This window comes from Buttiauxella gaviniae, from assembly GCF_040786275.1.
GTDB classification, from domain to species: domain Bacteria; phylum Pseudomonadota; class Gammaproteobacteria; order Enterobacterales; family Enterobacteriaceae; genus Buttiauxella; species Buttiauxella gaviniae_A.
In genome coordinates, this window is the sequence record NZ_JBFMVT010000002.1 from 4,213,687 (window position 1) to 4,226,629 (window position 12,943).

15 protein-coding genes are annotated in these 12,943 nt (G+C 49.2%); 7 read left to right on the top strand and 8 right to left on the bottom strand.

The annotated features are described in order from the left end of the window. The first annotated feature begins 15 nt into the window (after window positions 1-15). Complete coding sequence (patD, locus tag AB1E22_RS20050) at window positions 16-1,440, top strand: aminobutyraldehyde dehydrogenase (RefSeq protein ID WP_367596978.1); 1,425 nt, start codon at window positions 16-18, stop codon at window positions 1,438-1,440. Between the two features lie 46 nt (window positions 1,441-1,486). Here patD and AB1E22_RS20055 read toward each other — a convergent pair whose 3' ends face one another. From AB1E22_RS20055 to AB1E22_RS20065, 3 genes are all read right to left on the bottom strand, one after another. Beyond that, window positions 1,487-2,623: an HlyD family secretion protein gene (locus tag AB1E22_RS20055; RefSeq protein ID WP_367596979.1), complete on the bottom strand. Its 1,137-nt coding sequence runs from the start codon at window positions 2,621-2,623 to the stop codon at window positions 1,487-1,489. Between the two features lie 4 nt (window positions 2,624-2,627). Continuing rightward, window positions 2,628-2,954: a DUF3302 domain-containing protein gene (locus tag AB1E22_RS20060; protein ID WP_367596980.1), complete on the bottom strand. Its 327-nt coding sequence runs from the start codon at window positions 2,952-2,954 to the stop codon at window positions 2,628-2,630. Window positions 2,955-3,110: 156 nt separating this feature from the next. Then, window positions 3,111-4,637 carry a sensor domain-containing diguanylate cyclase gene (locus AB1E22_RS20065; RefSeq protein ID WP_367596981.1) on the bottom strand — a complete coding sequence of 509 codons (1,527 nt, stop codon included), beginning with the start codon at window positions 4,635-4,637 and terminating at the stop codon, window positions 3,111-3,113. 527 nt (window positions 4,638-5,164) lie between these two features. Between AB1E22_RS20065 and AB1E22_RS20070 the strand changes: the two genes are divergently transcribed. Both AB1E22_RS20070 and yqfB read left to right on the top strand, forming a co-directional pair. Next, window positions 5,165-5,338, top strand: a complete 174-nt coding sequence (locus AB1E22_RS20070) for a GhoT/OrtT family toxin (RefSeq protein ID WP_367596982.1) — start codon at window positions 5,165-5,167, stop codon at window positions 5,336-5,338. A gap of 31 nt (window positions 5,339-5,369) precedes the next feature. Then, window positions 5,370-5,684 (top strand): N(4)-acetylcytidine aminohydrolase, encoded by a 315-nt coding sequence (gene yqfB, locus AB1E22_RS20075; RefSeq protein WP_367596983.1) that lies wholly within the window; start codon window positions 5,370-5,372, stop codon window positions 5,682-5,684. 39 nt (window positions 5,685-5,723) lie between these two features. Here yqfB and AB1E22_RS20080 read toward each other — a convergent pair whose 3' ends face one another. After that, window positions 5,724-5,939 (bottom strand): YdcH family protein, encoded by a 216-nt coding sequence (locus tag AB1E22_RS20080; protein WP_367596984.1) that lies wholly within the window; start codon window positions 5,937-5,939, stop codon window positions 5,724-5,726. Window positions 5,940-6,079: 140 nt separating this feature from the next. After that, on the bottom strand, window positions 6,080-6,961 hold the full coding sequence (locus tag AB1E22_RS20085; protein WP_367596985.1) for a LysR substrate-binding domain-containing protein: 882 nt from the start codon (window positions 6,959-6,961) through the stop codon (window positions 6,080-6,082). A 127-nt stretch (window positions 6,962-7,088) separates the two neighbouring features. On the opposite strand from AB1E22_RS20085, the gene AB1E22_RS20090 reads away from it, so the two are divergent. The 4 genes from AB1E22_RS20090 (at window position 7,089) to tsr (ending at window position 10,863) form a co-directional block, all read left to right on the top strand. Further along, the gene (locus AB1E22_RS20090) at window positions 7,089-7,664 is read left to right on the top strand and encodes a nuclear transport factor 2 family protein (protein ID WP_367596986.1); all 576 of its coding nucleotides are present in this window, start codon (window positions 7,089-7,091) and stop codon (window positions 7,662-7,664) included. A gap of 112 nt (window positions 7,665-7,776) precedes the next feature. Further along, window positions 7,777-8,538 carry a siderophore-interacting protein gene (locus AB1E22_RS20095; protein WP_367596987.1) on the top strand — a complete coding sequence of 254 codons (762 nt, stop codon included), beginning with the start codon at window positions 7,777-7,779 and terminating at the stop codon, window positions 8,536-8,538. Window positions 8,539-8,548: 10 nt separating this feature from the next. Further along, window positions 8,549-9,121, top strand: a complete 573-nt coding sequence (locus tag AB1E22_RS20100; RefSeq protein ID WP_367596988.1) for a PadR family transcriptional regulator — start codon at window positions 8,549-8,551, stop codon at window positions 9,119-9,121. Between the two features lie 77 nt (window positions 9,122-9,198). Further along, window positions 9,199-10,863 carry a methyl-accepting chemotaxis protein gene (tsr, locus tag AB1E22_RS20105; protein WP_367596989.1) on the top strand — a complete coding sequence of 555 codons (1,665 nt, stop codon included), beginning with the start codon at window positions 9,199-9,201 and terminating at the stop codon, window positions 10,861-10,863. A gap of 149 nt (window positions 10,864-11,012) precedes the next feature. Here tsr and AB1E22_RS20110 read toward each other — a convergent pair whose 3' ends face one another. The 3 genes from AB1E22_RS20110 to AB1E22_RS20120 are packed head-to-tail and all read right to left on the bottom strand — an operon-like array spanning window position 11,013 to window position 12,684. Next, complete coding sequence (locus AB1E22_RS20110) at window positions 11,013-12,059, bottom strand: type II toxin-antitoxin system HipA family toxin (protein ID WP_367596990.1); 1,047 nt, start codon at window positions 12,057-12,059, stop codon at window positions 11,013-11,015. Window positions 12,060-12,061: 2 nt separating this feature from the next. Continuing rightward, on the bottom strand, window positions 12,062-12,376 hold the full coding sequence (locus AB1E22_RS20115) for a HipA N-terminal domain-containing protein (protein WP_367596991.1): 315 nt from the start codon (window positions 12,374-12,376) through the stop codon (window positions 12,062-12,064). Beyond that, window positions 12,361-12,684 carry a helix-turn-helix domain-containing protein gene (locus AB1E22_RS20120; protein WP_367596992.1) on the bottom strand — a complete coding sequence of 108 codons (324 nt, stop codon included), beginning with the start codon at window positions 12,682-12,684 and terminating at the stop codon, window positions 12,361-12,363. Before AB1E22_RS20120 ends, AB1E22_RS20115 begins: the two co-directional genes overlap by 16 nt. Window positions 12,685-12,943: the final 259 nt, after the last annotated feature.

The following is a 12,943-nucleotide window of genomic DNA, read 5'->3' on the forward strand; positions in this document are numbered from 1 at the left end:
CGAAAGGGTATCACTATGCAAAGCCAACTCTTAATTAACGGCCAGTTAGTGGACGGCCTGGGTGAAAAATTGCCGGTCTACAATCCGGCAACCGGCGAGGTGCTGCTGGACATTGCAGAAGCCACAGTGGAGCAGGTTAATGATGCTGTCCTGGCGGCGGATAACGCTTTCGCCAGTTGGGGGCAAACCACGCCGAAAGAACGCGCCGAGCATCTGCTAAAGCTGGCCGATGCTATCGAGCAAAATGGTGAAGCGTTTGCTCGCCTTGAGTCGCACAACTGCGGCAAGCCGTATCACTGCGTCCTGAATGATGAGATTCCGGCGGTGGTGGATGTATTCCGCTTCTTCGCTGGCGCAAGCCGCTGCCTGAACGGCCTGGCGGCGGGAGAATATCTCAGCGGCCACACATCAATGGTTCGTCGGGATCCGGTGGGCGTTGTGGCGTCTATCGCGCCGTGGAATTACCCGTTAATGATGGCGGCCTGGAAACTTGGCCCGGCGCTCGCCGCCGGTAACTGTGTGGTTATTAAACCGTCTGAAATCACGCCGCTTACCGCATTTAAACTGGCTGAGCTGGCGAATGATATTTTCCCGGCTGGCGTGTTAAACGTGCTGTTCGGACGCGGGCAAACGGTGGGTGATGCGCTGACCGGTCACCCGAAAGTGCGCATGGTGTCGTTAACCGGCTCCATTGCGACCGGGGAGCACATCATCAGCCATACCGCGCCGTCAATTAAACGCACTCATATGGAGCTCGGCGGCAAAGCGCCGGTTATCGTCTTTGATGATGCAGATTTAGATGCGGTTGTAGAAGGCGTAAGGACTTTTGGGTATTACAACGCCGGGCAAGACTGCACCGCTGCCTGTCGTATCTACGCCCAAAAAGGGATTTACGACAAACTGGTCGAAAAACTGGGCGAGGCGGTCAGCAGCCTGAAATATGGCGCACCGGATGATGAATCCACCGAACTGGGGCCGCTGAGTTCCGCCGCCCACCTCGAGCGGGTAAGCAAAGCGGTGAATGCTGCAAAAGCGCTCCCGCATGTAAAAGTGGTGACGGGCGGGGCGAAAGTAGAAGGGCCAGGGTACTACTTCCAGCCAACGCTGCTTGCCGGCGCGAAGCAGGAAGATGATATCGTGCAAAAAGAGGTTTTCGGCCCAGTGGTGAGTGTCACGACGTTTGATGACGAAGAGCAAGTCCTGAGCTGGGCGAACGATTCCAGTTACGGGCTGGCTTCTTCTGTCTGGACACAAGACGTACGGCGCGCGCACCGTTTAAGCGCGCGCTTGCAGTACGGCTGTACCTGGGTGAATACCCATTTCATGCTGGTGAGCGAAATGCCGCACGGTGGTCAAAAACTTTCCGGATACGGTAAAGATATGTCGCTCTTTGGCCTGGAAGATTACACCGTGATTCGGCATGTAATGATAAAACATTAACGATATAAGTGGCTGGGGCGCTCTCCAGCCACTTTGCATCAACCTATTAATGGTCGAGATAGAGATAGTGCATCCAGCTTGTCATCCGCAGTAATACCTTTCGCATCACCGAAACGTGGCTAAAGTGGTCGGAATAGACCGCAACCTGAGCGAAAATCCCATCCGGCAGGGCATCTACTTCCGCATTTGGCGCAAGTTCAATCACCGCCAGCACGCCATCGCTGCCCGGCGTTAACGTCAGCGATTGCAAAGATCCCTGGGCCTGATAACTCCCCCCAGGAACGACGGGCAGGATGGAGGTGAGTTTCCCCTGAAAAACCTGTCCCGGCAGAGCATTAAACACCACTTCCGCTTCATCGCCAGGCTCTAAACGTAGCAGCGAGTTTTGCCTGAACTGGGCGATGATTTGCCGTTTCTGTTGCGGGATAAACACCATCACCGGGCGCAGGGGCAGTGCCGCGGCGTAGGTGCCGGGACGAATTAGCACTTGTGTCACGTAGCCATCGCTTGGTGCACGAATCACGGTCTGGTCAAGATTGTATTTGGCTTCTGCCAGTTGAGCCCGGAGACTGACAATCTGCGACTGTTCGCCATTGACCATGCTCTCTAACTGGCTGCGGATTTGTGCCTGTTCGGCAACGGAGCCTTTAACTAACGCGTCCTGGGCCAGAAAGTTCTGGCGGGCATTATCAATATCGCTTTCTGAGAAGGGATTAACCCGCGCTTTGCTTCCGCGCAGATAGCGCTGGTAGTCTTTATATAATCTGTCGCGTTCAGCCGTGATGCCTGAGGTATTGGCGATGGCCTCATCGAGCTGGCCTTTAAGTGAATCGATATTGTGTATCGCCGTCATCAAATCCGCTTGTAGTCTGTCAACGCGCGTTTTGTAGCGCGTCGGGTCTAATTTAAACAGGACTTCTCCTTTTTTGATCATCATGTTTTGTTTATCCGTCACTTCACTCACTATTCCCGTAACTTGTGGCGTTAGGGGAATAGAAATCACTGCTTTTTGCGCCAGAAAAGTATAAGGATGGTTGTAATTCATTAATAAAATGAGCGCGCCAATTAAAAAGACGCCGCCCAGTGCCGCCGTTGGCACTGTCCATTTATTTACCGGGATCTTGAATATCTTAAATATCGACCACGCAATCGCGACATAAGTCAGGATAATGAGCAAATCCATGGTGTTACTCCAGTGGCGTTATTTTTTTGTCGTCGAGTTTTTGTTCAAGCTCGGTCACCCTTTGCTGCAATGAAGCCAGCGTCTCGTCGCCATTTTGCTGCATACCCCAGCCGCGTTCCGGGCGATACAACGTCGCCCAGATCCACAGAAACGGCCAGATAACATGCAGAGTAAACAAGCTGACCCAGCCGGCGACATGTATCGCATCGGCGTGGGGATGATTGCGTGATTTAGCAATAAGATAGGGAATATCGTGAAGAATGATGATTCCGTAAAAAATCACCAGAAAGACAAAAATCAGAACACCCAGAGCGAAATAATTGAGGAACATAGTGACCTCGATGGGATAACACTGCTTTATTAAAGATAGTCGTTATCGAAATCGAGAGTTCATCATGTAGGCAAAATTCACCCATATTTATTAATTATTATTTTGAGGCGCAAGGTGAGCACCTTGCGCCATCTGGATCTTTAAGAGCGCGATAAATCAGCTAAGAGGAGGGTAAATACAGTTTTTCCCTGACTCTTTCGCCTGGTACAACAATTTATCAGCCGTGGCGACCATTTCATCTATCGAGTTGCACTCTGTTGAACTGGCAATGCCGCAGCTAAACGAAACCACCATGCCTTGTTCACGCCATTTTCTTTTCGTGACGGTATAGCGCCAACTATCAATAAGCTCATAGCATTCGTTGAAGGGCAAATCATGAATTAATGCGACTAATTCTTCACCGCCAAATCGATAAATGGCGTGTTTTCCACCCAATCTTTCGACACCGGCTTTGCTCACATTTTGCAGAACGCAGTCACCGGTTTGATGGCCCCAGGTGTCATTGATTCTTTTAAAGTTATCGAGGTCGATCATGGCCAGATGGAACGGGGTACGGGAATTAAACAGGTCCAGCACATCCTGTTCAAATTTCCGCCGCGAACCAATTTTCGTCAGCGGATCGGTGGTGGCAGCCTGTACCGCTTCTTTCAGCGTTTCATTTTTTTTGGCTATTCCCTTGCAAAGACTTTCCAGATTACGCGGGCTTTCGTTGGAAATATTTTCATTAATGCTGAGATAGAGGACATCAACCCACTGTTTAAGATACATTCTGATAATAATTGCGACAATAAGATAACAAATTAAACAGCCAAGGATGATATAGGTTAATGCGAGATAAGCGCTATTCAGCAATTTGTCATAATTGTCATAGCTGACGGTGGATAATGCCACCCAGTCAGGATTCTGGTAAGCCTGATAAAAAACGATCTGTTTATTTTCATCATCTTTAAATGAGCCCGAAGTCTCTTTTATCTCTTTCAACCATGACTCAGGTATTTTTCGGGTGAAAATTTCCTTGGTGTTAGCGTACATAATGACCGAGCCATCCATCGCGGCGACCTTGAATCGGCCATTATAAGGGACGCTAAGGCCTTTAAGAATGTTGCTCAATGCATTCAGATCCAGGTCAAGGGCAATATTTCCCACAAAATCTGATTGTTTATCAAAGAGATTCATACTTACCGTGACATCGCACAGGTGCTTGTTTGTCATGGGGCTTTTACTGACACCTACATAAGGATCCGAGAAATAAATGGCGTCTTTAACGCCGTCTACCGGAAACCAAGGGCGTTCGGACGGTTTAAACTCTTGATAGTCTTTATGCGGGTAAACTCTGTACCGGTTATGGCTATCTGACAACAGTACACTTGAGAACATCTCATTAGAGTTTATTAATGAAGGTAGCAATGAGTTTAATTCTGAATACTCAGGAGAGATGTATTCAGCAATATCTTCCTTGCTAATCATGCCAGCCATTGCGCTGAGTTTTTTATTAATTTTTCTGACGGGGGTTTCTATGCTGGCATAGGCAATGTTTCTGGTGAATCTCACCATTGTTTCATTAAAGTTATTTTCTATTTCAAATTTAATGTAGAAAAATGAATATGTGGAAACCAGAACAAAAGGGGCAATAATAACAAGAACGGTTAATATCAATGCTTTTTTAGAGGTTAATTTGAACATTTTGAATATTCTTATTTATACAAGCTAGCATAGAAGAAAATTTGTACTGATGTATAACCACATTATCATAATCTTCTTAACGAATAGCAAGGGAATTAAGTTTTAAGATCCTTATAGGAAACGCAATTCTTTAGATGAATTAACGTTAAGGTTGTTTATTGTAATAATTATAGCTTGAATATAATTATTATGTTTTTTATTTAATCTAAATCCATAAGTGGTGCTTAACCATTGGGTGGTAAATGGAAATTAAATTTCCAATAATTGTTTTTTTATTGTGAATATTTAGTAGGGTATTCAGGTTTATATCCATATCAATCTTTCCGATAATCACATTAACAAAAGATATTATAAGCAAGCTATGCAATGACACGTAGGTGATTATTCTAAATAAGAAAAGAGTGCATGAATGCCTGGGTTTTGGTTGAAAATTGCACACGCCTATCGGTTTCAGGTTTTCAAAACTTGATCCAGGTCATAAAAAAGGGCATATTTTGCGTCAAATTTGAATACACGCATTTATCCCCATGACCCTTTATCAACATATGTTGGTTTTTTACGCTGTAATGTCGTTAATCACCGCGCTCATCACCTGGTTTTTGGCTCACGATACCAAAAGAATTAAACTGTTATGCTCGGCCCTGGTGGGCGCGACGTGGCCAATGAGTTTTCCGGTCGCGTTGATGTTCTCGCTGTTCTAATTCGTTTAGTTCGACAAAGTTAAGGTGCGCCATGAATGACATAACCTTTTTTCAGCGTTTTGAGGGCGATATTCTCGCCGGACGCAAAACCATCACCTTGCGTGATGCGTCAGAATCCCACTTTACGCCAGGCCAGAAGCTACGCGTAGGGCGCTATGAAGATGATGTCTATTTTTGCACTATCGAAGTGGTCAGCGTAACGCCTGTCATGCTCGACCAACTGACCGATGAGCATGCTCGCCAGGAAAATATGACGCTACCAGAACTTAAAGCGGTGATTGCAGAAATTTATCCGGGGTTAAATCAACTTTATGCGATTGTTTTTACGCTGGACTCTAAAGCGTAAAACATAAAGGAAGGGGAGTTCCCCTTCCTGAAAACGAACCTACTGGCTGGCATTCTTCAACATTTGATACAACTCATCTTTTAGCCGCAGCTTCTCTTTTTTCATCTGCACGACCTTCTCGTTGTATCCCGTCCCTTGTGGTCCCCCCTTGCGTAAAATCTCTTCGTCGAGCTGATTGTGCTTGTCAAACAAGCTGAGGAAACGCGGGTTAGCGGATTTTAGTTCGTTGATCAGTTCACGGTACTCAGGAAACATTGCAAACCTCCTGGACTGTTAGATGGTGAAAGGAATTTCGCCTGGCAATCGCTGCCTTTTGCAGTGTAGGCCCCCCTTAACCAGAATGGGAAGCCTCGCTTCGTAAGGGTTTGTCAATTTGCGATCCGCGAGGCGCGTTACTATCCTTTTTGGTTTGCCATCGCCAGATAAGCGTTAACTGCACCTTTGGTTTCATTCACTCGGCCTATCAATAGCAGATTGGCCATCAACTCCGGGGCATTCAACTTGCGGTAGACAAGTCCAGGGATATTGACCTGCTGTAGAGGGGCGGGTACCAGCGCCAGCCCCAATCCTGCAGCAGCGATAGCCAGAACGCTCAGGGTACTGTCAGGCTGATGTGCCACACGTAAGTGATTCCCCAGTTTCTGGCTGAGCATCACCCACAGATACTCCTGGCTATCATGCGCGTCGTACATAATCAGCGATTCGCCGGAGAGCATATCTACGGTGATAGCGGGATGTTCAGCAAGCGGGTGCTCATCCGAAAGCGCCACCAGAAACGCCCAGTCCCCGATCCGCTGCACTTCTATCCCGGCAGTGGCGGTTTTACTGTGGCTCGGTGTGTAACCGATATCCAGTTGCCCGGCGAGAATCGCATCTACCTGCTGCTGCGGGCTGACCTCCTGGATAATCATTTCAGCATCAGGATATTTTTTGCGGAACAGACGCAAATCACGGGTCAGTTTGCCGCTGAATATGGCATTTCCGGCAAATCCTATTCGCACCGTACCCGTCTCCCCGCGCAGAGAGCGTTGGACTGACAGCCTGGTAAACTCCGCCTGTTCCAGCGTGCGGCGGGCCTCAGTCTGAAATAATTTTCCGGCTTCCGTCAGCTCCACGCTTCGGCTGGTGCGGCGGAAAAGTGCGCCCCCGAGCTCTTCTTCCAGGGCGCGAATTTGCATGCTTAGCGCAGGCTGCACGATGTTCAAATTGCGCGAGGCTCGGCCAAAATGCTTTTCTTCCGCCACTGCCAGAAAATAACGTAGCTGCCGTAAATCCATGCCTTCTCCTCAATCAATCATTAAATATGATTGATGTGTCACTTTAACCTATTGGATGTTATCGAAGCGAAGGTGAATACTCCAGCTCATCTCAAGTTATAACGTTTCCTACACCGGAGTATTAACCATGAAAAATAGACTGGAAGATCGCCTGCAAATTACCGACCTGATGAATGGCTGGATCCATCGCGACCTGAGCGAGTGGGATGCGCTGCGCTCGCTGTTTCATCCTGATGGCACGATAGAAGTGACCTGGTTTGAAGGGCTGTTCAGTGACTTTGTTAATGCCTCGGCGCGTATGGGAGCATCTGACCTCAGAACCAAACATCTTATGGGAAGCCCGATTGTTACCTTCAATGGCAACCGGGCTATTGTTGAAACCAACGCCATTATTATCGCGGAGAACGTCAAACTTAACCTCGGCTGTAACAACCATAACCGTTTCTACGACCTGGTTGAGAAGCGAGATGGCATCTGGAAACTGGTTCATCGTCAGAGTGTTTATGACATGGGGACTTTCAGCTTCCCAATGGGGCTAACCGAAATAGACACAAGCGTTGCTGAAAAATATCCGCGGGAATATGCCGCCCTGGCTTACCTGCTGGAAAAAAGTGGCTTCCCGGTTAAGCGCGTGTTTGCTACCCGGGGTAGCGAATTAGAGCGAAATATGAAAGCGGAAGGCCAGACCTGGCTGAACGCCTGATCCTCATCGTAACGCGACAGACTAAACCGCAAAAATTGCCCAGGACAATCGGGTTCTCATGTGCTAAAACATATCTATGATATATCTTACACTTCGAAAAGATGAGAACCCGATGACCGAAAAAACTAAACCTAATCTTCCAAAACGCGTAAAAAACGAACTCAAATTCCGCGATTTAACCGTAAAAAGCAAAGTCACCGTCGCGGGTTGTTTTTACCGCATCGTATTTACCAGCCCCGATCTTGCAGGTTTTTCCTCGCAGGGATTTGATGACCACGTAAAAGTCTTTTTCCCACCGGCGGGTGGCGATTTTGCACGCCCGTCCGTAACAGACGACGGCATTGTCTGGGGTGAGGGCGCACGGCCCGTTTCCCGGGACTATACGCCGCTTGCGTTTGACGCCGCGCTCAATGAACTGACGCTGGATTTTTATATCCACGACGGCGGTGTTGCCAGCCAGTGGGCTGAAAATGCGGCACCAGGCGACACGCTGCTTATCGGCGGCCCGAGAGGATCGCTGGTTATACCGACCCATTACGCTTTCCAGCTCTATATTTGCGATGAAAGTGGCCTCCCGGCGGTTCGTCGCCGTCTGTTATCGCTGCCTGAAAATAGCGCGCCTATCGTGCTGGTTAACAGCCATCACGCGCAAACTCACGAGTATCTCAGCGAATTTCAAGGCGCGCAGATTGAGTGGCTTGATAGCGAATCTATCGCCGAACGCGTCAGAAACCTTGAATTTCCGGCCAGCGACTATTTTGTCTGGGCGACCGGCGAAGGGCATGACGTGAAAAAGCTGAGCGATGAACTGCTGGAAACCCGTGGTCTGGACGGGGATTACGTTCGCGCCGTGGCTTACTGGCATAAAAAATAAGGAAACGAATATGAGAATCCATCATCTCCATCACGGTTTCTGTGCAAAACATGAACGCCACGAAAGGGGCGGCCATGGTCATCACGAACATGGCGGCATGGAAGGCAAAGCGCGGATGCGTCGTGAGCGTCTGTTTGATGCCAACGACATTCGGCTGTTGATCCTGCATTTCCTCTCAAGCAATGCGGCACACGGCTATGAGCTGATCAAGTCCATTGAGGCGACGGCAAAAGGCGAGTACGTCCCAAGCCCGGGGATTATCTACCCAAACCTCTCTTTGCTTGAAGAGATGGGGTTTATTGCCGCGGTGCAAAACGACAGCAGCAAAAAGGCGTGGATGCTGACCGAAGAAGGCCGCGCGGAACTCGCCGCCCAACAAGAACATCTTGGTCACATTATCGCGAAGCTCGAATCGCTGGGTGTTTTAGGCGATAACCGCCGACTTCCTGAAATACAGCGTGCGATTCACAACTTCAAAATGGCGCTTAACACCAAACTGGGCCAGAGCGATTTGCCTAAAGAGACGCTGTATAAAATCATCGATACCCTGGATCAGGCCGCTAAAGATATCGAACGTAGCTGATTCTTAGACGATAAGCATAAAGTTTTGGCGCAAACTGCCGAAACTCTATGCTTCTGTTGTCATGAGAATAAAAAAGCATGTTAAACCGTATAAAAGTAGTAACCAGTCTACTGTTTGTCCTGGGCTTATTTGGTGTATTACAGGTAACCTCCGGTGGGTTGTTTTTCAACGCGCTGAAAAACGACAAAGAAAACTTTACTGTGCTGCAAACCATTCGCCAGCAACAATCCACGCTCAACGGGAGTTGGGTGGCGTTATTGCAAACCCGTAACACGCTCAACCGCGCGGGTATCCGTCATATGATGGATGCCAATAATACCGGTAGCGGTTCGACGGTAAATGAGCTGATGCTTATCGCCAGCCAGTCTTTAAAACAGGCTGAAACGCAATGGGCGGCCTATGAGTCTCTGCCACACGATCCCCGTCAGAGTGAAGAATCCATCAATGAGATCAAACGCAACTATGGTATTTACCATGGCGCGCTGGCCGAGCTGATTCAGCTTCTTGGCGCAGGCAAAATTAACGAATTTTTCGACCAGCCTACGCAAAAATATCAGGATGGTTTTGAGCAGCAGTACGTTAACTACCTGCAACAAAACGACCAACTGTATCAAGAGGCGGTTGATGACAACAATCACTCCTATTCACAGGCTATCTGGATTCTGGTGGTGATTCTGGCGCTGGTTGCGCTGGCTATTATTACCGTCTGGTTTGGTATCAGAAAAACGCTGATTGAGCCTCTTCATCGCCTGCTGGAAAGCATTCGCCATATTGCGAGTGGTGACCTGGTGCGCACGATTGATGTGGAAGGTAAAAACGAAATGGGGCAACTGGCGGCAAGCCTTCGCCACATGCAGTCTGAGCTGATGAGTACCGTCAGCGATGTGCGTAACGGTGCAAACGCGATTTATAGCGGTGCCAGTGAAATTTCCATCGGCAATAACGATCTCTCTTCGCGTACCGAGCAGCAAGCGGCTTCGCTTGAAGAAACCGCAGCCAGCATGGAACAGTTGACCGCAACCGTTAAGCAGAATGCGGAAAACGCCCGTCAGGCAAGTCAACTGGCATTGAGCGCGTCCGAAACCGCGCAGAAGGGCGGCAAAGTGGTGGATAACGTGGTGCGCACCATGAACGACATCGCCAGCAGCTCGAAGAAGATCGCCGATATTACCAGCGTCATTGACGGTATTGCCTTCCAGACCAACATTCTGGCCCTGAACGCGGCGGTAGAAGCGGCGCGTGCCGGAGAGCAAGGCCGTGGCTTTGCGGTGGTAGCGGGTGAAGTCCGTAACCTGGCACAACGCAGTGCGCAAGCTGCGAAAGAGATCAAAGGCCTGATTGAAGACTCCGTCAATAAAGTGGATACCGGCTCAACGCTTGTTGAAAGCGCAGGCGAAACCATGGACGAGATCGTCAATGCGGTGACGCGCGTAACGGATATCATGGGCGAAATCGCCTCGGCTTCCGATGAGCAAAGCCGCGGTATCGACCAGGTGGGCCTGGCGGTTTCTGAAATGGACCGTGTAACGCAGCAGAATGCCGCGTTGGTTGAAGAGTCTGCTGCTGCCGCCTCGGCACTCGAAGAGCAGGCGAGCCGTCTGACCCAGGCCGTATCGGTGTTTCGTATTAATCAGGAAACCCCTGCGGCTGCGCGAAGCCCTGAACCTAAAATGCCACTCGCACCGGTTCTGAATCGCAAAGCGGCTGCGGGTAGTTCAGATGAGAATTGGGAAACGTTCTAGATTGGGTAAACCTGGGAGCTGTCGTTAAGCTGTTGGTGACCCCCACCCAACCTCCCCCTTGTCAGGGGGAGGAGCTAAAAGATATGAGGGGTTAACGGCTCCCTCCCCTGACAAGGGGAGGGTTGGGGTGGGGTCCGTGAGAATTATGCCTAAATTTCCGCCTCATCTAAACGCATTAACCGATCCAACCGCTGACGGTAACAGCGTAGCGTGGCATCAACCGCTTCTGCTGGCATAAACGAATCACGATAAACCGCCTCCACAATACGGCTCTCTTTTTGCAGATCGTTAATCAGCTTCACAATCAGCTTCTCCGTCAGGCCGATGCTTAAACCAAGCGCCCGGAAATCCATCCCAAGATATTCGCCATAAGCCGTTTTAAAACCCGGCGCCCGTTCGCGGTCGCCTTCTTCGCATGTCAGCAGCGGCAGTGCCATAAACCCGGAGCTGAAAATGCTCTGATAGGGCGCAACGGAGACAAAATCATAGACCGGAGACAACCGAGGCTCACCAAATCTTGGGTGTATCAGCCCGAAATTGCGCAGATGCATATCGTTATTGCCCAGCAGATAGGCATACACAATGCGGCGGAACAGGTCGATTTTAAAAGCGAGGTTGCTATTCACATGCTGAGTCAAAAACTCCGCTAATTGCTGATAGCTAACGTATTGCTTGCCGTCGCCGCCGGTTTTCCCATACTTCTCGCCCACGTTCATGGCGGCATCAAGCTGTTCCTGATGAATCGCAGCACCAGTTTGAATATCACGGTCAAAACGGCGGATCACAAAGGCCAGCTCATGGGGTTCATCATGCTCGGGGGCAAAACTCACCAGGCCGTGCGGCGGCACATCAAAACCTAGCCGTGCCATAAGCGTCATGGTGGCGTGTTCGTTTTCTGCCAGATGCGGAAACTCAGCCGGGGAGGGTTTAAGAATGTACTCCCCCTGATGTTCGACGACCGCAAATTCACCATCGTGAACCACCATCTGGAGCTTTGGCTGATAGCCAGAAATGCTCATGCCCCGCTGGGCTTTTGGCAGCTCATGAATAAATTCGCTGCGAGTAAAACTTAGCTGCGGGTTCACTTTGCCCGTGCCTGTTAAATGCTTCAGCCCTTTGGCTGAATAACCCGATTCTTGCTCTTTGGCCTGCACCAGCGGAGTCAAAAGAATGTGGCAATGCGTGGCGAATCCCATTGTTAATCCTCCTGTATGTTGACCAGTTGTACCGCGCCAATCAGGTTTTTGCCGTTGTCGATAAGCATCCCGAGGAGGTCATGCTCGTCGCGCTGTTGTAGCTGGCTGTAACGCATTTTCAACCAGCCCTCCGGGGCCAGGGAAGCAAAAAAGGGCGGCAGCGTGGCGCTGCGAAAATGACCGATGCGCACCGGTAAACTTAACGACAGCGGGGGGCCGATATAATCTGCGCGATAACTAAATGCAAAACCGTCATCATCCTGACGCAACTCCCCTACGGGTTCACCGTACAACCACACTTCTACAATGCGGCGCATAATTTCACGCCCAGTGCGTCGGCAACACGTAATACCGTGCCAAATTTGACCTGCTCAGGATCTTTAAATAGCCGTTTAAGCGTGGATGCCGAGACGCCGGTTTGTAGTTCAAGCGTCGCCATGTCGATGGCTAATTCTTTGCGGCGCTGATTCAATTGTTGCCCCAAATCGGCGGAATCAGCGATAACCTGCTGGTCAAGCATCAGGTCAGATTCCTGCGCTCGTAGCGTGACCGCTTTTTTTACCTCATTGAGTAATTCGCTCATCGTCTGCAGTTTGTCTGCAAGCGTGGCACCATCATGATTCATATATGGCCTTTAATCTTAATTTAAGTAACGCATTAGGTTTTTTATGACTCTTTCATGCGGAAAAGTATCATATACAGACCAAACCTTTTTATATTTACTGAAAATGGGTCATTTACGAACTTTTGTCAATGTAAAAGGCCATTAAAAGTCCATGTGGGTCATTTATTTTAATTTTAGCTCAAATATGAGCTATTTGATGTGTGAGTCAGCGGCTTATCCAGATTCTTGCTAACCAAATGTAAATTAATTGTTTCACTCG

Bases quoted from the DNA above. Each gene is read 5' to 3' on its own strand.
- patD (WP_367596978.1), top strand. From the start codon at position 16: ATGCAAAGCCAACTCTTAATTAACGGCCAGTTAGTGGACGGCCTGGGT.
- AB1E22_RS20100 (WP_367596988.1), top strand. From the start codon at position 8,549: ATGAGAATCCATCATCTCCATCACGGTTTCTGTGCAAAACATGAACGC.
- yqfB (WP_367596983.1), top strand. From the start codon at position 5,370: ATGAATGACATAACCTTTTTTCAGCGTTTTGAGGGCGATATTCTCGCC.
- AB1E22_RS20085 (WP_367596985.1), bottom strand. From the start codon at position 6,961: ATGGATTTACGGCAGCTACGTTATTTTCTGGCAGTGGCGGAAGAAAAG.
- AB1E22_RS20090 (WP_367596986.1), top strand. From the start codon at position 7,089: ATGAAAAATAGACTGGAAGATCGCCTGCAAATTACCGACCTGATGAAT.
- AB1E22_RS20060 (WP_367596980.1), bottom strand. From the start codon at position 2,954: ATGTTCCTCAATTATTTCGCTCTGGGTGTTCTGATTTTTGTCTTTCTG.
- AB1E22_RS20120 (WP_367596992.1), bottom strand. From the start codon at position 12,684: ATGAATCATGATGGTGCCACGCTTGCAGACAAACTGCAGACGATGAGC.
- AB1E22_RS20080 (WP_367596984.1), bottom strand. From the start codon at position 5,939: ATGTTTCCTGAGTACCGTGAACTGATCAACGAACTAAAATCCGCTAAC.
- AB1E22_RS20065 (WP_367596981.1), bottom strand. From the start codon at position 4,637: ATGTTCAAATTAACCTCTAAAAAAGCATTGATATTAACCGTTCTTGTT.
- AB1E22_RS20095 (WP_367596987.1), top strand. From the start codon at position 7,777: ATGACCGAAAAAACTAAACCTAATCTTCCAAAACGCGTAAAAAACGAA.
- AB1E22_RS20110 (WP_367596990.1), bottom strand. From the start codon at position 12,059: ATGGGATTCGCCACGCATTGCCACATTCTTTTGACTCCGCTGGTGCAG.
- AB1E22_RS20055 (WP_367596979.1), bottom strand. From the start codon at position 2,623: ATGGATTTGCTCATTATCCTGACTTATGTCGCGATTGCGTGGTCGATA.
- AB1E22_RS20070 (WP_367596982.1), top strand. From the start codon at position 5,165: ATGACCCTTTATCAACATATGTTGGTTTTTTACGCTGTAATGTCGTTA.
- AB1E22_RS20115 (WP_367596991.1), bottom strand. From the start codon at position 12,376: ATGCGCCGCATTGTAGAAGTGTGGTTGTACGGTGAACCCGTAGGGGAG.
- tsr (WP_367596989.1), top strand. From the start codon at position 9,199: ATGTTAAACCGTATAAAAGTAGTAACCAGTCTACTGTTTGTCCTGGGC.